This window comes from Nonomuraea sp. N2-4H, from assembly GCF_045291505.1.
GTDB lineage: Bacteria > Actinomycetota > Actinomycetes > Streptosporangiales > Streptosporangiaceae > Nonomuraea > Nonomuraea fastidiosa.
The window spans coordinates 8529548-8552089 of the sequence record NZ_CP147987.1; the positions used below are offsets into that span (position 1 = coordinate 8529548).

Annotated in this window: 12 protein-coding genes; 8 read left to right on the top strand and 4 right to left on the bottom strand. The window is 66.7% G+C overall.

The window, feature by feature from the left end; translation table 11 throughout:
• Positions 1–43: 43 nt before the first annotated feature.
• Positions 44–514, bottom strand: coding sequence for a hypothetical protein (locus WBK31_RS39550; RefSeq protein ID WP_406674057.1), 471 nt, complete (start codon positions 512–514; stop codon positions 44–46).
• Between the two features lie 329 nt (positions 515–843).
• On the opposite strand from WBK31_RS39550, the gene WBK31_RS39555 reads away from it, so the two are divergent.
• Complete coding sequence (locus WBK31_RS39555; RefSeq protein ID WP_406674058.1) at positions 844–1749, top strand: hypothetical protein; 906 nt, start codon at positions 844–846, stop codon at positions 1747–1749.
• Positions 1750–2150: 401 nt separating this feature from the next.
• The gene (locus WBK31_RS39560) at positions 2151–2780 is read left to right on the top strand and encodes a hypothetical protein (protein ID WP_364068089.1); all 630 of its coding nucleotides are present in this window, start codon (positions 2151–2153) and stop codon (positions 2778–2780) included.
• A 39-nt stretch (positions 2781–2819) separates the two neighbouring features.
• Here the strand turns inward: WBK31_RS39560 and WBK31_RS39565 are convergent, their stop codons facing one another.
• Positions 2820–5210, bottom strand: coding sequence for a DEAD/DEAH box helicase (locus WBK31_RS39565; protein WP_406674059.1), 2391 nt, complete (start codon positions 5208–5210; stop codon positions 2820–2822).
• Positions 5211–5615: 405 nt separating this feature from the next.
• Between WBK31_RS39565 and WBK31_RS39570 the strand changes: the two genes are divergently transcribed.
• Positions 5616–6383: a DEAD/DEAH box helicase gene (locus tag WBK31_RS39570; RefSeq protein ID WP_406674060.1), complete on the top strand. Its 768-nt coding sequence runs from the start codon at positions 5616–5618 to the stop codon at positions 6381–6383.
• A gap of 22 nt (positions 6384–6405) precedes the next feature.
• Entirely contained in the window at positions 6406–9045 is a 2640-nt protein-coding gene (locus WBK31_RS39575; protein WP_406674061.1) for a helicase-related protein, read from the top strand.
• An 80-nt stretch (positions 9046–9125) separates the two neighbouring features.
• On the opposite strand, the gene WBK31_RS39580 is transcribed toward WBK31_RS39575, so the two are convergent.
• Both WBK31_RS39580 and WBK31_RS39585 read right to left on the bottom strand, forming a co-directional pair.
• Entirely contained in the window at positions 9126–10265 is a 1140-nt protein-coding gene (locus WBK31_RS39580; RefSeq protein ID WP_378785381.1) for a VWA domain-containing protein, read from the bottom strand.
• Between the two features lie 126 nt (positions 10266–10391).
• Positions 10392–10994 carry a hypothetical protein gene (locus WBK31_RS39585; RefSeq protein WP_406674062.1) on the bottom strand — a complete coding sequence of 201 codons (603 nt, stop codon included), beginning with the start codon at positions 10992–10994 and terminating at the stop codon, positions 10392–10394.
• Between the two features lie 184 nt (positions 10995–11178).
• On the opposite strand from WBK31_RS39585, the gene drmD reads away from it, so the two are divergent.
• From drmD to WBK31_RS39605, 4 genes are all read left to right on the top strand, one after another.
• Entirely contained in the window at positions 11179–14313 is a 3135-nt protein-coding gene (gene drmD, locus WBK31_RS39590; protein ID WP_406675564.1) for a DISARM system SNF2-like helicase DrmD, read from the top strand.
• Positions 14310–18437, top strand: a complete 4128-nt coding sequence (locus WBK31_RS39595) for an Eco57I restriction-modification methylase domain-containing protein (RefSeq protein WP_406674063.1) — start codon at positions 14310–14312, stop codon at positions 18435–18437. Before drmD ends, WBK31_RS39595 begins: the two co-directional genes overlap by 4 nt.
• 1461 nt (positions 18438–19898) lie before the next feature.
• On the top strand, positions 19899–22313 hold the full coding sequence (gene drmA / locus WBK31_RS39600; protein WP_406674064.1) for a DISARM system helicase DrmA: 2415 nt from the start codon (positions 19899–19901) through the stop codon (positions 22311–22313).
• Positions 22314–22541 carry a hypothetical protein gene (locus tag WBK31_RS39605; protein WP_406674065.1) on the top strand — a complete coding sequence of 76 codons (228 nt, stop codon included), beginning with the start codon at positions 22314–22316 and terminating at the stop codon, positions 22539–22541. It begins immediately after the preceding gene.
• Position 22542 lies beyond the last annotated feature (1 nt).

The window sequence follows — 22542 nt, forward strand, 5'->3', positions numbered from 1 at the left end:
GAGCGCCACTGGATGCGCGCTCACCCTGTGATCTCCAACGGGGTCAGTTGCTGACCCTGATCTTGGCGATGACGGTGCCGTCGTTGTCCTTCAGGCAGCCGTCGGCGTCGTTCACGCGAAGCTGCAGGAAACCGGCTTGGCGGGCACGGAAGACGCCGCGCGTCCCGACCCGGTAGTGGTCGCCGTTGACCCTGGCGATCAGCGTGCCGTACGGGAGCCCGCGCAGGATCTTGCAGCCCTGGTAGATCTTGCGGTCGGTGTAGCGGTGGTAGCCGTTGGCCGACACGTACGGGAACTTGCGGTGGTCGACCGTCCAGCGGCCGTCGGTGGCGCGGATCCGCACCAGGTCGCCGGGCTCGACGTACACGCCCGTGTGCTGCCAGCCCTTGGTGGCGCTGATCCACTTGCTCTTGCCGTACGCGGACGTCGTCGCCGCGGCGGGCGCGGCGGTAGCGGCGACGCAGGCGCCGGCGGTGACGGCCGTGAGGATCAGGGCGGCGAGTTTGGATCGCATCGGGATATGTCCCCTCTGGAAGCTTATTGTCCCGTGGTGCATCAGGTTGGATAGCGCTGTGGCGGCAGAGGTTCGCGGCGATCTGAGGTTTTTTCGCGGCGCGTCGGCGACCAGGCAATTCGCGCGATAGGCGCCCCTCAGCACGAATGATGTTCGGTTGTGAATTCCGACATTTCGCCTTAAGTGGTGAAATGTCGGGGAGTCCTGAACGGCTGTCGGTGGCCCTCTGTACCATCCGAGGCTGCTGAACACCGGAACCGGCTGAATGGCCGCGCCGGTCCTCTTTTGCCGTGCCCACCGTTCACCAGAAAGAGGACATTCAACCCGTCATGGAAGCGCTGTCCCCGGGGGACTCCCAGCGCATCGGCGACCACTGGCTCGCCGGGCGGCTCGGCTCCGGCGGCCAGGGCGTCGTCCACGACGTCTACGACGACGCCGGCAACCGGGTCGCGGTCAAGGTGCTGCACGTCGCCGCCGACTCCACGCTGCGCGCCATACCTGCTGGACGTCGCGACCGGCGAGCGGTTCGGCGGGCCCGTCTCCGAGCGGCGCGGCGGGAAGGCGGTGAGCCATCCGGTCGTGGACCCCACAGGAACCACCCGGTCGCGGACCCCGCAGGAAAACGCCTGCTGCTGCCGGGGGACCGCCTCGATCAGATCGCGCTGCCGGGGTGGCGGAGCGAGCGGCCGTTCGCCGCCTGCGCGAAGCGGCCGCAGGCGGTGGCGATCGGCGACGACGGCAAGACGCTCGCCTGCGGCGGCCGTACCGACATCGCCCTCGTCGACGCCGTCTCAGGCCGACCGCGTGGCGCGGCCGTCCCCTGCGACGCCTGCGGAACCGGCGGCCGGTTGCGCTTCAGCCAGGACGGCCGCCACCTCGTCTCCTTCCGCGGCCGGGACGTCCAGGTCTGGGACCTGCGCACCCGCCACACCGTGCTCGACCACCGCGCCGACGGCGAGCCGACCGACGTCGCGTCCGACCCTTCAGGCGGCATACTCCCCGCCCTCCCCAGGGCCGCCGGCGAGGTCGACTTCCTGGCCTTCTCACCCGACGGCAAGACCCTTTGCCACCGCCTCGCTGGACGGCGTACTCCAGCTCTGGGACATCCCCGCCCGGCGCCGGCTCGGCGGCTCCTACCTGGTGCGGGCGGGCCTGCCGTGGTCGCTCGCGTTCAACGCCGACGGGACGGCCCTGCACGCCGGGATGGAGGGTGCCGTACGGACGATCCCCGTTGACGGGCGGCGGGTGCCCGAGGAGGCGTGCGACCGTGTCGGGCGGACGTTGACGCCCGCCGAGTGGGACCGGTACCTGGGCGGAGCGCCGTATCAGGACGTCTGCCGCCGGGCCCCATGAGCGGTTGACACGAACGGATTGCGGCCGATCACCCTGAGTGACAAGATGTGGCGGCGTGATCGGCAGGGCAAGAAACACCGGCCGGCCCGCGCCCGCCGCTCAGAAGCGACCATGCCCCCGCCGATCCACCGACGCCCCGACCACCACAACTCGAAAAGCCCAAGAGAAAAGTCCTAACCCCGCAACTCCAGGAGAAGACGCCCGACCCCCGCAGCCTGACAGAGAGCTTCGGAACCCCCTACAACTCCGACAGAAGGCTTACAGAAGACGCTAAGGAGCGGGTGTGCTGACCGACGCCGCCTCCCGTCAGCTTCCCCAGTGGTCCCGCCAGCGCAAGCCGGGCCTCGCCGCCCTGGCCGTGCTGCTGGTGCTCGGCGGCGCACTGACCACGATGATGCTGGTGATGAGCGCCGATGAGCGTATGTCCGTCATCCGCGTCACCGGCCGGGTCGGCGCCGGCCAGCCCTTCGGCCCCGCCGTGCTGCAGGAGGCTCGTGTCGCCGACGACGGCGGCACGTACTGGCCCTGGTCGCAACGGGCTCGGCTCGCGACCACGGTGGCGTCGGTCACGGTCCCGCCCGGCACGCTCCTCACCCCGGCGATGGTCGCAGGCGCCGATGGCGGCACGACGGCGGGACACCCCGTCCGCCTGGGCCTGGCACTCAAGCCAGGCCAAGCCCCCTACGACCTGCGACGGGGCGAACGCGTCCAGCTCATCCACGTACCGAGCCGCAGAAACCACGCCACGGAACCGGTCGTCATCGCGGAGGAAGCGGTGGTGGACGGCGTCAGCTACAGCTCCGGCTCAGCCTCCCAAGCGACGGTGATCGTCGACAGCGTGGTAGCACCACGGGTGGCGAACCACGCCGTCAACGGCGAAATAGCCATAGCCGTCCTCGCCACCCGTCCTTGAGAACCGGTCTACATACAGGTCGACTAACGACGGCTGGTGTCAGTGTGACACGTGCCTATTTGAGGCTTGTTCAGCCAGACGTTTGCGTTCGGCGGCAAGGACTTCCTTGACAAGTTGTGCCTCGGTGAGGTCCACGGCCTCTGGCGTCGACTCGGCCATCTCGCTCACTCGAGCGAATTCATCGAACAGGGCCTTCTTCTCCGCGAGCAGCTCGGTTATCCGTTGATCGACGTTGTCTTCCGACAGCAGCCGGTGGACCTGTACCGATTGGACCTGGCCCATCCGGTGTGCGCGGGCTATGGCCTGGGCCTCTGTGGTCGGCTTGAGCTGCGGCTCGCAAATGATGATGACAGACGCGGACTGGATGTTGAGCCCCACGCCACCGGCCACGATTTGAGCGACGAGCACCGCGCCGTGCCTGGCCGCCGAGAACTGGTCCACCATGTGCTGGCGGTGATGCGCCGGAATCGACCCCGTCAACGGTCCGAACACCGGGCCGGGAAGGGACTGGCAAACCAGGTCCAATACCCGCCGGAAGTGCGAGAAAACGATGACCTTCCGCTCGTTCTCTTCGGCCTCACGGACGATCTCGATGAGCCGTTTCATTTTCTCGGAGTCGCGCCCTTCCAAGAGGGCTGCTTGCCGCATCTCCATGAAGTTTCCGCTCTGCACGGCCGCTCTATAACGGGAAGCATCAGCCGAGCTCATCGGCAACCATTCATCAATCTCAATGAGCTCGGGAAGCTCGGTCAGCACGTCCTCCTGGTTGCGACGGAGGTACGCCGGTGCTATCTGCCGCCGAAACATCCGTGGCGAAAGATCGGAGGCGTCGACAGTAAGGTCGGGGCGCACGTACGACGCGAGATTTCGAAATTCGGCCACTCTGTTCTCCAGCGGTGTGCCCGTGAGGAGAATCGCCCGATCGGCGCGCGCGATCAGCTCCGTCGTCCGCACCGTGCGCTTGGCCTGCGGGTTCTTGATGTAGTGAGCCTCATCGACCACGATGCATGCGAGGTCACGGTGCCGGCTGAAGGTCGGTCCCCACCACGCCAGCGTCTCGTACGTCGTGACAGCGACTCCGCCGTCTCGCATCCAGGCTCGGCTGGCACGTTCCCGATCAGGACCGTGGACTCGATGCGCCCGCAGCTTCGACTTGCCGGCCACCTCACGCATCCAGTTGGTCACCACCGCTGCCGGGCAAACCACCAGGAAGTGGCTTTCACCCCGGCTTCGTAGATGGGCGAGGACCGCGATGGCCTCGACGGTCTTCCCGAGGCCCATCTCGTCACCGATGATGACCTTGCGCTGTACCAGGGCGAAGCGGGCCGCGAAGCTCTGGTAACCACGAAGAGACGCGGTCATGTGTTCACCGCTGAGTGTCTGGTCGCGAACGGCCTTGATGATCTCTTCGGGCAGGTCGCCGTGCGCTGCGTTCTCGTCTTCGGTGATGAAGCCCAGTTCCGCGAGCATGGCGTAGTAGTCCGCGGGACGGCTGAGGAAGTCATCCCATGGGTCGCCACCAAGAGTCGGCCCGCCGGACGACAGAGAGGAGTCGAGCAGCTCGGCACGCCGTTTGACGATGTGGATGCTCTCACGGAGCTCCCCGGCAGTGAGCTCCCTGGTCGGAATCACCAGGAGATGGCTCGTTCCACCGGTGATAGTCGTCCTCAGCGGAGCGAGCTCGGCGGCACGTTCAAGGTCGGCTGATGCGCCTCTGGTCTGGCGGCATGAGTCCCACTCGGCGAGTCGCCGCAGGAGTGTGGTTGTTTCGGGTGATCGGTTGCTGATGTCGATCCGTACCGGCATCTCGTCGTAGGTCGTCTGCCACAACGTGTGTGCGGCTCCCAGTATCCGCCAGGCGGACGTCCCTCCGATGCCCGGTAACTCTGTCAGGGCTGCGTCCCAGTCGAGCACCTCCTGGACCGTTCGAATGCCTGCCTGGGACAGGACGCCTACCCGAAGGCGTTCGCGGGTGGCGGTACGCAAGGCATCGACCGGCATTTCCTGCAGCATCCGCCGAACGTCGGCGCGCCGTACCTTCTCGGCCGCATCGGATGCGGCAGCACGGTACTGCTCCTCGCTCGCGATGACCCTGGCGATGACGTCCAGAGCCTCAGGCAGACCCTGGAAAATCGAACTGTCCAAAAGCTCAGGCCGCGAACTCGCATACCTGGCCACAAGGGAGAAACCAAGGGCGGGATCGAGAAGCGCGCCGAATCCCGAGCGCCCCTGGTCGAAGGTGCCCCTGAAGGCGCCGAGCCGCTCCGCCCGGTTCGGCCAGCCGGTGAGCGCCGCGTGGTGACCGCGCAGGAATGCGGCGGCGGCCTCTGCCGTCTGCTTCGTCGCCGCTCCGGTGAAGAAACGGCGCATACCAAGAAGAGGCTGAACATCGTCGATGGCGCGGGGGATGTCGTCGGTGAGCAGCCGCATGACGGCGTGATCCTCTGCCGTGACCAGAGGAAGATGCGCCCGTTCCCATAGAAGCCTGACGACGTCCCTGTCGTCCATCCCGAGGGGAACCACTCCCCAGGCGATCTCGCCTGCTCGGGCGATCCCGACGCTACGTGCGGCCAATCCTTGTTCTGCACGATCGGCGGCTACGTGCACGGCCGAGTGCCAAGCTCGTACGCCGGCGGCTTGCCGGCCCCACTGCTGGAAGTCCGCTACGAGGCGCCGTATCTCTGTGCGATCTGTTTTATTCATGCCTCGTTAAGTGATGGATGGACATCAGAGTACGTGATGGTAAAGCACCTACCTCCTATGGAGGAATAGCCTTAGACGGCTCACCCGGCGTTCGCCGATGAGGCCGGACGCCTGACACTCTGGAGGTAGCCGGTGCGGCTTGAGGATCTCTGTTCCGGTGTGCGGGTAGCCGGAGTCATGCCTGGCGAGTCCGTTCTGGTGATCGCCGCACAGTGGCACGGCTCCGACGCTCTGGAGCTGACCTACAAGACCCTGGACGGAGGGCTGCGTCAGCAAGTGCTCTTCCGCTCGGATGAAAGCAGGCTCAGCCTGTCTGATTCCGGCAGTCGTCCGTTCGACGCCGATGCCGAAGACTTTCGGCTGGCCGCTGAGACACAGCGGATCTCCCTAGCCGGGCTGTTCGATCCGATGCTCGCCGTGGCGACCAGCGACGTACAGCCATTGCCACACCAGATTCGGGCCGTCTATGGCGAGATGCTGGACCGCACACCGCTGCGCTTCCTTCTCGCCGACGACCCGGGCGCCGGCAAAACAATCATGGCGGGCCTGTACGTGAAGGAATTGCTCCTCCGTGACGACGTCAAGCGGTGTCTGATCGTGGCCCCTGGCGGGTTGGTGGAGCAGTGGCAGGACGAGCTCTACTTCAAGTTCGGGCTGCGTTTCGACATTCTCTCCCCAGCAATGGTGGACGGCGCGTTCGGGCAAAACGTTTTCGAGCAATACCCGCTCCTCATCGCGAGGATGGACCAGCTGGCCCGGAACGACAGTATGTTCGCGCAGCTCGATGAGGCCGAGTTCGATCTCGTTATCGTCGACGAGGCCCACCGGATGGGCGCGCACTACTTCGCCTGGCAAGCTGAACAAGACTCGCCGGTTCCAACTCGGCGAAACCTTGCGTGACCACACCCGTCACCTGCTCCTGATGACCGCCACCCCGCACGCAGGCAAGGAAGAGGATTTCCAGTTGTTCCTCACCTTGCTCGAGCGCGACGGCTTTGAGGGCCGGTTCAAGTCGGGTATCCACAACGCCGACACCACGGGACTCATGCGTCGTATGGTCAAGGAGGACCTGCTCACTTTCGACGGCAAACCCCTCTTCCCTGAGCGGATCGCCCAGACGGTCCCTTATCAGCTCACTGCCGACGAGCAGCACCTTTATCAGTGCGTCACCGAGTACGTGCGCGAAGGAATGAACCGGGCCGCGCGGCTGGATGACAAGCGCCGCAACACCGTCGGATTCGCGCTCACGGTGCTGCAACGGCGTCTGGCGTCAAGCCCGGAAGCGATCCATCAGTCTCTGGTCCGACGTGCGGACCGGCTGAGGCGCCGCCGCGACGACCTACTGAACGGCCGTAGCGTCGCCGATGAGTTCGCACAAGTCGATTTGGACGACTGGGACGAGGAGGAACGCAGCGCCGCCGACATCGAGCAGGTCGAGGAGGACTTGATCGACACCGCCACTGCGGCGCGCACCATCGAGGAGCTCAATGCCGAGCTGGCCGACCTCGACCAGCTCATCCATCTCGCGCAGCGAGTTCGCAACCTTGACACGGATCGCAAGTGGGTCGAGCTGCGAAAGATTCTGGAGGACAACGACCTCATCCACCCCGGCGCAGCGAAACCACGCAAGCTGATCATTTTTACCGAGCACCGCGATACCCTCCACTACCTTGCTCGCAAGATTCGCGCGGTGTTCGGCAGGAACGACACGGTGCAGACCATCCACGGTGGTATGCGCCGGGCCGAACGGCGCGCCATCACCGAGGAATTCACCAAGAGTCCAACCTGCCAGGTGCTGGTGGCGACCGATGCGGCCGGCGAAGGACTCAATCTTCAAGCCGCGCACCTCATGGTCAACTATGACCTGCCGTGGAACCCCAACCGCATCGAACAGCGTTTTGGCCGCATTCACCGCATAGGCCAGACCGAGGTCTGCCGCCTATGGAACCTCGTGGCCGCAAACACCCGGGAGGGCGAGGTATTCGCCCGGCTGCTCCACAAGGTCGAAGAGCAGCGTAAAGCCTACGGCGGCAAGGTCTTCGACGTTCTCGGTGCGGCCTTTGACGAGACGCCGCTCCGCGAACTGCTGATCGACGCCATCCGGTACGGCGACCTGCCGGAGACGCGGGCAAGGATGGAACAGGTGATCGATGACTCGGTCGCCAATGGCCTGAATGAACTCCTCAAAGAGCGCGCACTCGCCAACGACGCCATGTCAGAGATCGATCTGGCGCACACTCAGCGGATGATGGAAGAGGCCCGAGCCCGTCGGCTGCAGCCGTACTACATCGAGTGGGCGTTCCGCCGTGCCTTTCAGCGCCTCGGTGGGCGACTCACGCGACGCGAGCCCGGCCGGTACGAAATAACCCAGGTTCCGCCGGCGGTCCGGGCGGTCACCAAGCACGGGCCGGTCGCCGTGCGCTACGAGCGTGTCACCTTCGATTTGGAACGCATCAACGTCGACGGCAGGCCGCGTGCCGACCTGCTCGCCCCAGGACATCCTCTCCACGACGCCGTTGCCGAGCTCACCATTGGCCAGCTGCGGCACTGCCTTGAGCGCGGCACCGTTCTGGTGTCACCACAGGTCGAGGAGCCCACCCTTCTGGTCGGAGTGGTGGAGGAGGTCGTAGACGGCACCGGAGAGTCGATCGCGCGCAGGTTCGGCTACGCCTTTGTCAATCCTGCCGGCGAGGTCCGCCCGGCGGGGCCCGCACCGTATCTTGACTGCATGCCGGCTCCGCGGACTCCTTCTGTAGTCGCGGCCACGAGGTTGCCCTGGCTCAGCGTGGCTGAGTCACAGGCCCGCACGTGGATCATCGGTCACCAGCTCAAGGACTTCCTCGCCGAAGTGTCGGTTCGCCGGCTCGTCGAGCTGCAAAGGACTCGTGAGCGGGTCGACCAGCGCCTGAGCCATGAGTACCGCCGGCTTGCCGATGAGGCCAGGGCGGCCATGAGCAAAGAGCAGGCGGGCATCAAGCCGAAGGAAAGCTCCGACAGCCTCATGCGGAAGGCGCACGACCTGAAGATTCGCAGGCAAGCACGGTTGGCGCTGCTTGACCAGCAGGCCCAGCTGGCCACCAAACCACCGCAGCTGATGACCGCCGCGCTGGTGCTGCCGCTGGCCATGGTGGCCGCCGAGATTCCCGCGAGCGCTCCTCTGCACGCCAAGGAGGCCGCGGTCGTCGAACGGCGGGGGATCGATGCGGTGCTGGCCGCAGAGCGTGCGCTCGGCCGCCTGCCGCAAGAGCAGGCGTTCAACAACCCTGGCTACGACGTCCTATCTCTGCCATCTGATAATGGTCCATCCATCCGTATCGAGGTCAAGGCACGCCTTGAAGGGGCCGAAGATTTCTTCGTCACCCACAACGAGGTCCTTACCGGCATGAACTCGGCTCCGCATTACCGCCTCGCACTGGTCACGGTCAGCAAGGCAGGCCCCAAGTACGACCAGGTCCGGTATCTGGCCAACCCGTTCGCCAACGTCGATGCCGGCAGCCTCGCCGCGCCCGGCGTACGCGCGAGCTGGTCGGCGGCCTGGAACGCTGGATCAGCACCTTTCTGAACCAGCGACCACCTAAGGCGCGTGGCGACCGCCGTCCAACTGTTCGAGGAGGTGGCCACCGGCTACGAAGACGGCCCGGGTCAGTCGTAGGGGCGGCCGTGTTTGCGGGTGCGTGTGTGCCACTCGGAGCGGACCTGCTTGGAGACTCGGGCCCCGTCATGTCGTATATCGCGGACGTGCCTCCGCAGGATCGCCATCTCGGTCAGGAACTCATCGGCGTCCGGCACCCAGGACAGGCCCTGATCGAGGGCTTCGATGGCCGAGGAGAGGAGGGTCTCGGCCGCGTCGATGTCATCACGAAGCAAGGCGTCCGCGGCACGAAGCCTCGCTTCCTGGGCATCGTGGAAGAGCCGTTCGGCTCGCACCGCGAGGTCGGGCACGACCTCGGCCGCCCGATCTCCGGGGATGACACGGATCGACACCGGCTTGGTGACGGTGCGAGTCGTCAGCGTCCGGCTTTCCACATACGTGAGCGTGAGCTCGACGACGACGATCGCACCGAGAGTCGCCATGCGGGGCACGGGCAGGTGCAGAAGCAGCTTGCGCGTCTCACCGCCGTAGAAGTCGCCCAGTTCCGCGACGACGGTGCCGTCGGTGCGGCGGGTGCACGGCAGCTCGCCGTACAGCCGGAGGCCGGGGACGGGCATGCGCGGTGTGATCGTGAGACTGGCGGCCTGGACGACCTTGGACATGATGACGCCCATTTCGGCTGCGATGAGCCGGACGGCGCTGTCGGCGTCGGTGGCGTGCAGGGAGCTTCCCGCACCGCCGTCGGCTATCGCCGCCATGAGGCGTTCGTCGTAGTCCAGGCCGTAGCCGAGGGCGGTCGTGGTGACGCCGTTCCGGTGGCCGTCGCGAGCGATGTCCGCGAGGAGCTCGTGATTGACGATGCCCTCGTTGGCGTGACCGTCCGAGATGAGCAGCACTGTGGCGCCGTGATCGCCGATGACGCGACGGACCTCCTGCATGCCACGGAGCAGACCGCTGGACAGGTCGGTGAATCCGCTCGGGTGCAGAGTGTTGATCGCCCGCTTTGTTGCGGCCTTGTCGGCCAGCGGGCCTGCCGGCACCTCGACCTGGGCAGTGTCGCTGAAGCTGACCAGGCCGAAGGTGTCGGCAGGAGTGAGGCGGTCCACCAGGCCCAGCAGTGCACGCTGGGCACCGGCGAGGCGGGCGCCGGCCATCGATCCACTGCGATCGAGGACGACCTGCACGGTCACAGGCGGCCGGTCGGCAGGTGAGGAAGGCGGGGCGACGAGCTGCAACAACAGAGTGACGTCGTGGTCCCTGTTCTGGGGGACGGCGCTCATGTCGAGCCGGACGGTGAGGTGCACGGCGTTCTCCTGTCAGCGGCGCTTGAGCGTCCATGAACCGTCGGCCTTCACCACGACCAGACGGGTGCCTGCGGGGAGCAGCGTCTTGCCCCGGTACGTGCCGATCTCGTTGAACAGCAGGTCACCCCAGCGTCCCGGGCGGGTGTGGCTGTGGACGATGAAGTTCGACTCTCCGGAATGCGTGGCGGTCACCGTACGCAGTCCTCGGGTGGGGGAGAGCTTGAGCACCTGGTCGCCGGTGCCCCGGATCGTGGCCGAGCACCAGCAGCGGGCCTTGCTCAAGGGCTTGAAGACGGCACTCCACGCGCCGTCGGCCTTGATCTGGATGGCGGCGATGCTCTTGGTGGTGCCGTCGCCGTTGTACAGGACGGTGCCCTTGTACGGCCCGATCTCGTTGACGAGGAGCTCTTCCTGCTTCCCCGACGAGTTCACGGTCGTGACGATGAAGTTGGACTCGCCGGTGTGCTTGAGGGTCAGCAGGCCGGCGCTCTTGGCGGGGCGGATGCGGAGTACCTGGTCGCCGAAGCCTGAATAGGTCTTGTCGGCGTGCGCTGCGGACGGGGCGAGCAGGGTGACGAACGCCAGCGCGAGAACGGTCAGCGAACGGAGCAACATCGATGGTCTCCCTTTAACGGTGAATGCAGCTCCAAGAGAACCATACTGTGAATCCAGCGCACAAGTTAAATCTTGCTCTAGACAGTACGCGATTATTGGCCGTAAGATCCGGCACACGTCATAGGAAGCGCTCTGTCAGACTGATGGCCCTTGGAACGAGGAGATGAGGGTGACGAGCACTGCCATGGAGCGGCCGGAGATAGGCCGGCTCGTGTCCGTTCGGGGCCAGCGTTGGGTGGTCGGGGAGGTGGAGCCCGGACCGGGGAGCACCCTGGTGATGCTGCAAAGCGTCGAAGACGGACGCTACGGTGACACGCTCACCGTCGTCTGGGAGGTCGAGCCCGGCGGCAAGGTCTTGCCGAGCGGCGCACTACCCGAAGTCACACCTGCTGGGTTCGACTCGCCAGCGCGGCTGGCCGCCTTCCTTGATGCCATCCGCTGGTCGGCTGTTACGAGCGCTGACGTCAAGACGTTGCAGGCACCGTTCCGTTCAGGGGTCGCCATCGAGGACTACCAGCTTGAGCCGGTGGCCCGCGCCGTCGACGCACCCAGGGTCAACCTGCTGCTCGCCGACGACGTCGGCTTGGGCAAGACCATCGAGGCCGGGCTCGTCGCCGAGGAGCTGCTGCTGCGCCATCGCGGGCGGCGCATCATGATCGTGTGCCCGGCCGGCCTGACCATCAAATGGCAGGAAGAGATGGCCGAGAAGTTCGGCCTCGACTTCATGATCATAGATAGCGATCGGTGCGCCAAGGTGCGCCGCTCGTACGGCAGCGCCGCCAATCCTTTCGAGATCTACCCGCTCAGCATCGTCAGCCTGCCTTGGCTGCGCGGGCAGAAGGCGCAGCGGTTGCTGGCCGAGCTGCTGCCGGCCGACGGCCCGTCCTACCCGCGTACCTTCGACCTGCTGATCCTCGATGAGGCGCATCACGTGGCGCCTGCCGCCCCGAAGCAGGCCTACGCCGTCGACTCACAGCAGACCAAGCTGATTCGTTGGCTTGCGCCGCACTTCACCCACCGCCTCTTCCTCTCGGCGACCCCGCACAACGGCTACGAGGCGTCCTTCACCGCGCTCCTGGAGATCCTCGACGACCAGAGGTTCGCCCGCGGCGTCAAGCCGAAGCGAAGCGCTCTCAACGAGACCGTCGTCCGGCGGCTGAAGAGCCAGATCCGCGAGAACGGCAAGCAGAAGTTCCCCAAGCGGGTCGCCAAGGAGATGCCCGTTCTCTACCCAGAGGACGAGCGCGAGGTCCACGAACTCCTCAAGGAGTTCGCCAGACTCCGCAGGGCTCGGCTGCGGCAACGCCGCGGGCGGAAGGCGGCGGACCTGGTCACGCTTCTCCTGAAGAAGCGGCTGTTCTCCAGCCCTGAAGCGTTCGCCCGCACCATCGATGTCTACCTCGAATCCGTCGAGAGCCGGGTCGAGACGCAGGCCGACAGCGACGACATTCCGGAGTGGATGGAGGACTTCGACGAGGACGTCGCCGACCTGGGTGACGAGGAACTCGCCGAGGCCGAAGATGACGCGGTGACCCGGGCCTATCCGCTGCAGGGTGGGGCGACCGCGGAGGAGATCGACCTGCTGCGCCGCATGCGTGCGTGGGCGGCCCAGTACGCGACCTTGCCGGACGCGAAGGCGACCGAGCTGATCACTTACCTCAAGGCGGTCTGCAAGCCGGATGGCGTGACCTGGTCATCCGAACGCGTGGTGGTCTTCACCGAGTACAAAGACACCCTGGACTGGCTGCAACTGCTGCTGGCGCAGGAAGGCCTGAGCGGGGACGCCGTGCAGACGATGCACGGTCAGAAGTCGGCAGGGGAGCGCGAGCAGGTCCGGCGCGCCTTCCAGAAGGCCCCTGACGAGCATCCGGTACGCATCCTGCTCGCGACCGACGCCGCGGGCGAGGGCATCGACCTGCAGAACTACTGTCACCGCCTGGTGAACTACGACATCCCGTTCAACCCCAACAAGCTCGAACAGCGCATCGGCCGCATCGACCGGTACGGTCAGAGCAAGACCCCGGAGATCCGCCATTTCGTCGGCGTGGTCAAGGGCGGTGCGACCGACACGTACGAGGCCGACCTGGAGTTCCTGTCCCGCGTGGCGCGCAAGGTCGCCCAGCAGACCCAGGACCTCGGCCCCGTGAACGCGGTCATCTCCGAGCGGCTGCAGCGCCGGCTGCTCGGCGAGAACGTCTCCATCGACCATGTCGAGGAGGAAGCTCCCCCGGACGAGGTCCCTGTCGAGGACGACCTGCCCGAGCAGGTGCGCAAGCTGCGCGCCAACCTCGACCGCACCATCGACGAGCTGCGCATCACGTCGGCCAACATCAAGCGGGTGGTGGACACGGCTCTCCAGCTCACCCGGCAGCAGCCGCTCCGGCCCCACGTGGACGAACGGCAGCTCACCGACGGCCTGTGGGAGGTCCCGATCCTCACCGGATCCTGGGAACGGGGCAGTGCCGGCCTGCTGGAGAAGCTCTCCGACGAGGACCTAGCCAAGGGCGTCGTGCCCCGGCGCAGGCCCATCACCTTCGACCCCGCCGCCACGCGTGACGCCGACGGCCGGGTCCGGGACGATGTCGTGCTCGCGCACCTCAACCATCCGCTCGTGGCCATGTCGACCGGCCTGCTGCGGGCCGCCGTCTCCAACCCGGAGATCGACCTGAACCGCGTGACGGCCGTCATCAGCGACCACCCCGCGCTCGAAGGCGTCTTCGTCGGCGCCTACTCCCGCTTCGTCATGGCCGGCGGCGACGGCATCCTGCTGCACGAGGAGATCCTCTACAGCGGCGGATGGCTGCGCGAGCGCCATCCCTGGTTCGCCCGTGCCGCCTCTCTGACGCAGACACGGGAGATCCTCGACCACGCGCTCGCCGAAGGCGTCCCCGCCCCGGCTCACCTGCGCTCGCGGCTGGCCGAGGCCTGGCCACGGGCTCGTGAGGGGCTGCTCGACGCCGTCTACGCGCGTTCGGCCGAACGGGAGAAGTCGCTCGTCGGCGTCCTCGCCCGGCGCCAGGAGTCCGAGCAGAACACGATCGTCTCCAACCTGCGCGAGTTCGAGGCGACGCTGCGCAGCAAGCTCGCCGAGGATGAGGACGACGCGCTGATCAGCCTGAGCGAGCTCACCAAGGACGCCCGCGAGCTGGCCCAGTACCGCAGGGACCGGCAGTCGTGGCAGGAGCGCCTGGAGCAGCTCGCCGTGGAACGTGACCGCGAGCTGGAAGCGATCGCCGCCCGCTACGCTGACCCCCGCCCCCACACCTTCCCCGTTGCGTTGATCTTTGTCGTTCCCGAGCGTGAGGCAGCCACCCGATGAAGTTCAGCAAGCCCCGTGACCCCAACAGGGAGCACCTCGACTGGCTCGGACTGGTCGACGTCTCCGGCCCCTTCCTCAGCCTGCCGGTGCTGCGGAAGACCTGGCCTTCGCTGGACGCGCTCACCAAGCAGGAGCGCGAACGGCTGCGCGCCCGGCACAGCGACTGGCAGAGCTCCGGCGACCGGGATGCCTGGATCGGTTACGTCCTGCGCGACCTGCTCGGGTGGGGCGACGCGCTGCAGACCGAGGGCCTTGACAAGTACGAGGTGGCGGTACCCGAGCACGACACTACGCTCGTGCCGGACTTCACCATGAACGGGCGGCTGCTCGGGCTGATCTGTGACGGCGACCCGGTCAAGCGGATTCCCGGCTCGGAGTGGGCGGCCACCCCCGCTGATCGCGTGGCGCACCTCTGCCGGGTGCACGACGTGCCGCTCGGCCTGGCCACCGATGGCCGGCGCTGGGCGCTGGTCTGGGCGCCCCGGCAGAGCGTAGCCACCACCGCGGTCTTCGACGCGATGGCTTGGAACGAGGCAGCCGAGCTGGTCGTGGTCCGCGCCTTCGTCTCGCTGCTGGGCCGCGAGCGCTTCCTGGGCGTTCCCGACGACGAGACGCTGCCCGCGCTGCTCGCGGCCAGCAAGGACAACCAGGAGGTCATCACAGAACGCCTGGGCGCGCAGGTCCGCCAGGCGGTCGAGCTCCTCGTCGCCGCCATCGGCAGGGCCGACGCCGCGGATCGGGAACGGGGCGGAACGGGTCTCGGGAAGGACGTCACGCCCCACGACGTCTACCGTGGCGCCGTCACCGTCATGATGCGGGTGGTCTTCCTGCTCTTCGCCGAGGAACGCGGCCTGCTTCCCGCCGACAACGAGCTCTACTTGAAGGCGTACTCGGCCGGGAGGCTGTGCGAGGAGCTGGAGCAGCGCGCCAACGCCGGCTCGGAGACGGAGCTGGAGCACACCTACGCCGCCTGGCACCGGCTGCTCGCCCTCTCCAACGCCGTCTACCGCGGCGTCGACCACCCGAAGCTGACCATGCACCCGCACGACGGCTCGCTGTTCGACCCCGACCAGTTCGCGTGGCTGCCGCTGTCGATCGACGACCGCACCGTTCTGCACATGCTCCGGGCCGTTCAGTACGTCTGGATCAGCGCCGGCAAGCAGCGCACCAACCGCAGCATGAACGTGCCCGACTTCGAGAGCCGCGACAAGGCGAAGAAGGGCGAGCGGCGCAAGCTGAGCTTCCGCACCCTCGACGTGGAGCAGATCGGTTACGTCTACGAGGGTCTGCTCTCCTTCGAGGGTTTCCGGGCCACCGAGGTCGTGGTCGGCCTCGTCGGCACCGAAGGGCTGGAAGAGGAGGTGAAGCTACGCGACCTCGAAGGGCTCTCTCCCCGTGAAGTTGCCGAGAAGTACAAGGAGTCGGGCATCGGCAGCGTGCCGGCGGTGGAGAAGGCGCTGGCGCCGATGGGCCCGGTCGAGACCGAGGAGGCCAGGAGCAAGCTGCTCGCGGTCACCAAGGGCGATGCCGAGCTGACCGAACGGCTGCTGCCGTTCTATCGGATCATCCGCGCCGACCTGCGCGGCCAGCCCATGGTCATCCTGCCCGGTTCCCTGTACGTCACCGAGTCGTCGCTCCGCAAGAACACGGGTACGCACTACACGCCGCGTGACCTCGCACAGCAGGTCGCTGAGGGCGCGCTGGAGCCCCTGGTGTACCGGGTCGGACCGCTCCAAACCGCCGACCGCAGCAAGTGGGTGCCCAAGAGCGCCGCGGAGATCCTCGATCTGAAGGTGGCGGACATCGCCATGGGCTCGGCGGCCTTCCTGGTCGCCGCCGCCCGCTACCTCGGGGACCGCCTGGTGGAGGCGTGGTCGCGTGAGGGTGACGAGCGGGCCGCCGCCTACGTCTCGGGCAACACGGACCGTGCGCTCGACGCCGACGAGGACCCTGTGGTGATCGAGGCTCGCCGGCAGGTCATCGAGCACTGCCTGTACGGGGTCGACATCAACCCGATGGCCGTGGAGATGGCCAAGCTGTCGTTGTGGCTGGTCTCCATGGACCCGCGGCGGCCGTTCACCTTCCTCGACGACCGGCTCGTGGCCGGCGACTCGCTGCTCGGGATCACCTCGGTGGAGCAGCTTGAGTACATGCACCTCGATCCGCAGCGGGGGCGGAAGCTCTATAAGGATGTCGCGGTCGACTTCACCAAGGACGTTCGGTCGCTGCTGAGGGACGTGGCCGAGCAGCGGCGGGCGCTGACCGGGATCGAGGTCGATGAGGACGATCCGCTCGGTGCGCTTGCCAGGAAGCGAAGTATCCTGGGGCAGATCGACCTGGACACCGGGCACGTTCGGAGGTTTGCAGACCTGCTGGTCGGGGCGTCGCTGGCGCACGCCGTCGAACAGGGACGTCTCAAGGCGGATCACCCCGTGCCCGGGCCGCTCGACCGCGAACGGGCGCGCGGCTTCGACGCCGCGTCGCTGAAGGCGTCGGTACTGGCGAGCGCCAGCCTGCGAAACGACCCGGAAAGCATGCCGAAAGTGCATGTGCAGCGCAGAGAATGGCTGGAGGTGGATAGAGTCGCCGGGTCTTTTGATCGTCATCCCTTCCACTGGCCGTTGATGTTTCCCGAAGTGTTCAACGAAGAGCGGTCGAATGGAGCCGGCTTCGATGCAGTAATAGGCAACCCGCCTTTTCTAGGTGGCCAAAAGCTTACGGGGACGATGGGTGTGGCCTATCGTGAGTACCTGGTCACCGCAATTGGTCGGGGAGCGCGGGGGAGTGCCGATTTGGTGGCCTACTTCGCACTCCGAGCCGATGACGTGCTGAACCAAGGCGGGCAGACCGGCCTGATCGCAACCAACACTCTGGCGCAAGGTGACAGCCGCGAGGTGGGGCTCGATCAGCTTGTGAAGAGCGGAGTGACTATCCGTCGGTCAGTGAAAAGTGCGCCATGGCCGTCAGCGAGCGCAGTGCTGGAGTATTGTGCCATATGGACCAGCAAGGCGGCGCTGGGCGAGACGGCTGAGCGCATCGCCGACGGAGTCGTAGTTGCGGGAATAACGCCGTCGCTTGATATGGCATCGCGAGTGGTGGGCAACCCATTTCGCCTGTACGCGAGCCAGGGTCGCGCGTTCAAAGGTACTGAGGTTACAGCCATCGAAGGATTCACTATGGAACCGCAAACGGCGATGGCTATGATTCAGCGCGATCCGCGCAACAGAGAGGTCCTTTTTCCTTTTGTTAATGGTGAGGATCTAAATTCAAGGCCCGACTGTTCGGGAAGGCGTTGGATCGTCAACTTCTTCGACTGGGACGAGGAGACAGCGGCCTCCTATGCAGAGCCATATAGCCGAGTGCTTCGTCTAGTAAAGCCCGTTTTGGCGGAGAATAACAATCCTCAGCTTCGCGAGTATTGGTGGCGATATAAGAGGCCGGCTCTTGCGATGCTAGCAGCGATTGCCGACCTACAGCGGGTCATTGTGATCACGCTTGTGAGCAAGGTCGTGATGCCGGTGATGGTGCCGACCGGGCAGGTCTTTTCTCACATGCTCGGCGTCTTCGCGACCGACGACACGGCGATGCTGGCCCTGCTGTCGAGCGCCCCGCACTACTGGTGGGCCCGTGCCCGCGCGTCCTCCATGAAGGCCGACCTCCGCTACACGCCCTCCGACGTGTTCGAGACCCTGGCCCTCCCCGAGCTCACCCAGGAAATGCGCGACCTCGGTGACCGCCTCGACACCTTCCGCCGCGACCTCATGCTCTCCCGCCAGGCCGGCCTCACCACCACCTACAACATGGTCAACGACCCGGCTAACACCGACGAGGACATCGCCGAGCTCCGCCGTATCCATGTCGCCATCGACGAGGCCGTGTGCCGCGCCTACGGCTGGACGGACCTGCTCGACAAGCTCGACCACGGCCATCACCCGGTAGCCCGGGAGACCCGCTTCACCGTGGGCCCGGCCGTGCAGCGGGAGCTCGTGGACCGGCTGCTGGAGCTGAATCACGCCCGCTACGCCGAAGAGGTCAAGGCCGGCCTGCACGACAAGCCGGGTAAGAAGGCCCCCCGCCCGAAAGCCGCCAAAAAGAAGGCTGAACCCGAAGGACGCCTGTTTTGATCGACGACCAGGGTGACCTCTTCCCCGACCTGGGGAACAGGCAGGAGACACTCGACCTCGCCACTGCGCAGGCCGTACCGGAGAAGAGTCCAGGCTCGCCCCTCGACGCCCCGCAGCAGTTCGCGGAGGCCGACTCCTTCCAGGTACGCGAGGAGTTCGAGCAACTGGTCCGGCTCGACCTGCTCGGCCCTTGGGGCGGTGACCTGGAGGCGTTCTCGCACCGGGCAGCGGGCCCCCGCGAGCGGTACCTGCTGGGCATGCTCGGCCCCAAGCACACGCCGAAGTCCGTGCGGGAAGACGCGGGCGAGGTCCCTGACACCGAGACCGGGGTGAGCGGCGACGCCCGCGATTCCGAGCTCGGCGAGAAGCACACGCCGCAGAATCTGGGCCGCATCTGGGCCTCCTCGATGGGGCTGTCCTTCGCGGTTCCGGCCGATGTGGACGCCGTCGCGGTGACCGCCTCATGGGGCCGGTACTCCAAGACGGAGGTCGAGCTCGAAGACGGCAAGAAGGTCAGCACCTGGGCACGCCAGCCGATCAGCTTGGACAAGGAGGTCCGTCTCGACGGCGAGTCCACGCACCACGTGCCGCTGGCCGGCGGCGAGCAGGGCGTCCACCTGGCCGTCACCGTACGGCCGCAGCCCAACGACCGCCGGGTCGTGGAGATCACGCTGGTCAACGCGCAGCCGGAGCCGGAGAGCAACCCCGACACGGCGTGGCTGTTCCAGTCGGAGCTGCGCGTCCGGGCGCTCGACGGGCACGCGGCGATCTTCCTGCCGATCGACGACCCTCTTGACGGCGACAGCGAGTGGAGCAGCGAGGACTTCGAGGAGAAGCACCTGCGGCTGCTCTATCGCCACCATCGCCGCTATGCCTCGGGGCGCAACGTGGCCGTGCACGCGAAGGTGCGTGACGCCGAGCGGGTGGCACACGAGCTGGTCACCACCTGGGTCCCGCATTACGACGTGCCCGCCACGATCGCGGCGAGCGACGGGCTGAGCGGCGTCGAGCTCTCCATGGACAAGCTGGCCACCGCCGGTGTGGACGAGTTGAAGCGAGGTCTGTCACCGCTGTGGCAGGGCTACCTGGCCTGGCTGGACGAGCAGGAGCGCCGCGAGGACGTGCCTGAAGCTCTGCGGCAGACAGCGGAGAAGGCGATATTCGAGGCCAGGCTGGTCGCCCGGCGCGTCCAGCAGGGCGTTGAACTGCTGACCGACCCCAGCCGTCCCGGCCACGAGCACGCTCTCCGAGCCTTCCGCTTCGCCAACGCCGCCATGGCCGACCAGCGCCGCCACAGCACCGTCGCCAAAGTCCGGCAGGAGAACGGCTGGGGCTATGAGCAAGCGCTGGCCGAGGTCGTGAGCCGGGGGCCGAGCGAGGCATCCTGGCGTCCGTTCCAGCTCGCCTTCGTCCTGCTCAACTTGCCAGGCCCTGGCCGATCCGGGGCACGCGGACCGGGCGGTGGACCGTACGGGGCTGGTGGACCTGCTGTTCTTCCCCACCGGCGGTGGCAAGACCGAGGCGTATTTGGGGCTGACCGCGTTCACGCTGGCCATCAGAAGGCTGCAGGGGAAGATCGGGACGGGCGCGGACACCCGGGACGGGTCAGCAGGCGTGGCCGTGCTCATGCGCTACACCCTGCGGTTGCTGACCGCCCAGCAGTTCCAGCGCGCTGCGGCGCTGATCTGCGCGGCCGAGGTGCTGCGCAGGCAGGAGCCGGAGACATGGGGAGCCGAGCCGTTCCGAATCGGCCTCTGGGTGGGTGCGGGTGTGTCGCCCAACTGGTTCGATGAGGCGGTCGATCAGATCGACGAAGCCAGGCAGGCAGGCGACGGCAAGCGCACCAATGTCCTGCAGACCTTGACCTGCCCGTGGTGCGGTGAGGAGCTGGCCGGTCATAAGGATCTCCATCCCGATGCCGACCGCCGCCGCGTCCTGCTCTACTGCCGCCGCGGCGAGGGCGACGACCCTTGCCCGTTCTCCAAGCGCGGCGAGGATGCGATGCTGCGCGAGCTGTTCGCCGGCCGCGAGGGCGACGACCTGAAAGCCGCGCTGGCCGTGCACCGTGAAGGGCTGCCGATCCTCACCATCGATGAGGAGATCTACCGTTACGCGCCCAGTCTTGTGATCGCGACGGTCGACAAGCTCGCCCAGCTGCCTTGGAAGGGCTACGCCGGATTGTTGTTCGGCCGGGTCTCTCGCAAGTGCCCGCGGCATGGCTACCGTCACGACGACCTGGACCTGAAAACCGAGTGCGGCGAGCGGCACTTCAAGAAGAACGATCTCGCGGCCGTCGCCCAGAGCGAGCCGGTGACACGGCTGCGGCCGCCTGATCTGATCATCCAGGACGAGCTGCACCTGATCTCCGGCGCGCTGGGAACCACAGTGGGCCTGTTCGAGACCGCCATCGCCGAGTTGTGCACCTGGCGGCTGCCGGGCGGGCAGGAGACCGGCCCGAAGATCGTCGCTTCGACGGCCACCACCAAGCGGGCCAAGGCCCAGGTGCTCGGCGTGTTCGGCAAGGACCTGTCGATCTTCCCGCCGCAGGTCATCGACATCGGTGACACGTTCTTCTCCCGGCAGGTCCCGCTCTCCCGCAAGCACCCGGGCCGCCGCTACCTAGGGCTCTGCGCCCACGGCGTGCGGCTCAAGTCGGCGGAGATCCGCCTGGCGGAGATCCTGCTCATCGCGGGGCAGACCCTCTTCGACAAGTACGGAGCCCCCGCCGACCCCTACATGACCTTGGTCGGCTACTTCAACGCCACCAGGGAGCTCGCCGGCATGCGGCGTTACGTCGACGACGACGTCACCACGCGTGTACGCCGGCACGGCAGGCTCAAGGGACTGTCGAACCGGATCGCGAGCAAGACCGGGATGCTCGCCGTCCAGGAGCTCACGTCGCGTATTTCGTCCGGGGACATCAGCGAGGTGCTGCGTCGGCTGGAGCACCGCTTCGACCCCGACCTCGACACGTCACGCCGCCGTCTGGAGATCCCGGCGGAGTGGTCGGACGTCCTCAAGGAGAAGGACCGCGACAAGCGCCGCAAGCCCCACCCACTGGCAAGAAGGTGGGCGGATCGCAACGACGAGGGCAGTGCTCCCGTCGACGTGGTGCTGGCGACTTCCATGCTGCAGGTCGGCGTGGACGTCTCCCGTTTCGGCCTCATGATGGTCGTCGGGCAGCCCAAGAACACCGCCGAGTACATCCAGGCCTCCTCCCGGGTCGGGCGTGATGCGGCGAGACCCGGCCTGGTGTTCACGCTGTACAACTGGTCGAGACCTCGTGATCTGGCCCACTTCGAGGACTTCGAGCACTACCATGCGACCTTCTATCGCCAGGTTGAAGCGCTCTCGGTGACACCGTTCACACGGCGGGCGCTCGACCGCGGCGCCACCGCCACCTTCGTCGCCGCGGTACGCCAGACCGCCGAGGGATACTCGCGCGAGTTCGACGCGCACGACGTGCCGCTGGACGGCGAGATCGTCAAGAGCATCATCGGCAGGTTCCTCGACCGGGCTGAGGCCGTCGGAGAAGGCAGAGCCCGCGAGTACCTCCTCGAACGCCTGAAGGTCATCGTCGATCTGTGGACGCTGAAGAAAGGCGGCTCCACGCGGCTCGGCTATCGCGAAGGGACCTACAAGAAGCAGCCGCTCGTCGGACTGCTGGAACCGGCAGGCGACGGAAAATGGGGTGACCTCACGGTGGGCCAATCGATGCGCGAGACGGAGAACGAGATCAATCTGATCCTGCCGGGTGGCGGCCAGATCTTTGCGCCGCTCCACGGAGCTCCGGCCTGGTCGTTCGACGTGTCGGACGCGGAACAGGATCCGGCGGACATTCCCGAGGGCGACGAGCTCGGAGAGGTGGGCAGGTAGATGGCCGGCGACAAGTACCGGGTACGTGCGGGGTCGGTGCGCCCCAGCCACCTGATGTTCACCAGCGGCGTCGGTTCCCTCGTCGACCTGCCGAACTTCTCCGTCCTGGTCTCGGGACTGGACGACTGGCGTTACGACGGTGCGTACGGGTGGCAGGCCATCGCCGAACCACGGCTGCTGGCAGCCATCCAGACTTTCCCCACCGGAAGGAGGACCCGGATGAGCTGAA

Coding starts and splice junctions, on each gene's coding strand:
- WBK31_RS39550 (WP_406674057.1), bottom strand. CDS start 514: ATGCGATCCAAACTCGCCGCCCTGATCCTCACGGCCGTCACCGCCGGC.
- WBK31_RS39555 (WP_406674058.1), top strand. CDS start 844: ATGGAAGCGCTGTCCCCGGGGGACTCCCAGCGCATCGGCGACCACTGG.
- WBK31_RS39565 (WP_406674059.1), bottom strand. CDS start 5,210: ATGCGGCTGCTCACCGACGACATCCCCCGCGCCATCGACGATGTTCAG.
- WBK31_RS39575 (WP_406674061.1), top strand. CDS start 6,406: ATGACCGCCACCCCGCACGCAGGCAAGGAAGAGGATTTCCAGTTGTTC.
- WBK31_RS39585 (WP_406674062.1), bottom strand. CDS start 10,994: ATGTTGCTCCGTTCGCTGACCGTTCTCGCGCTGGCGTTCGTCACCCTG.
- drmD (WP_406675564.1), top strand. CDS start 11,179: ATGGAGCGGCCGGAGATAGGCCGGCTCGTGTCCGTTCGGGGCCAGCGT.
- WBK31_RS39595 (WP_406674063.1), top strand. CDS start 14,310: ATGAAGTTCAGCAAGCCCCGTGACCCCAACAGGGAGCACCTCGACTGG.
- WBK31_RS39605 (WP_406674065.1), top strand. CDS start 22,314: ATGGCCGGCGACAAGTACCGGGTACGTGCGGGGTCGGTGCGCCCCAGC.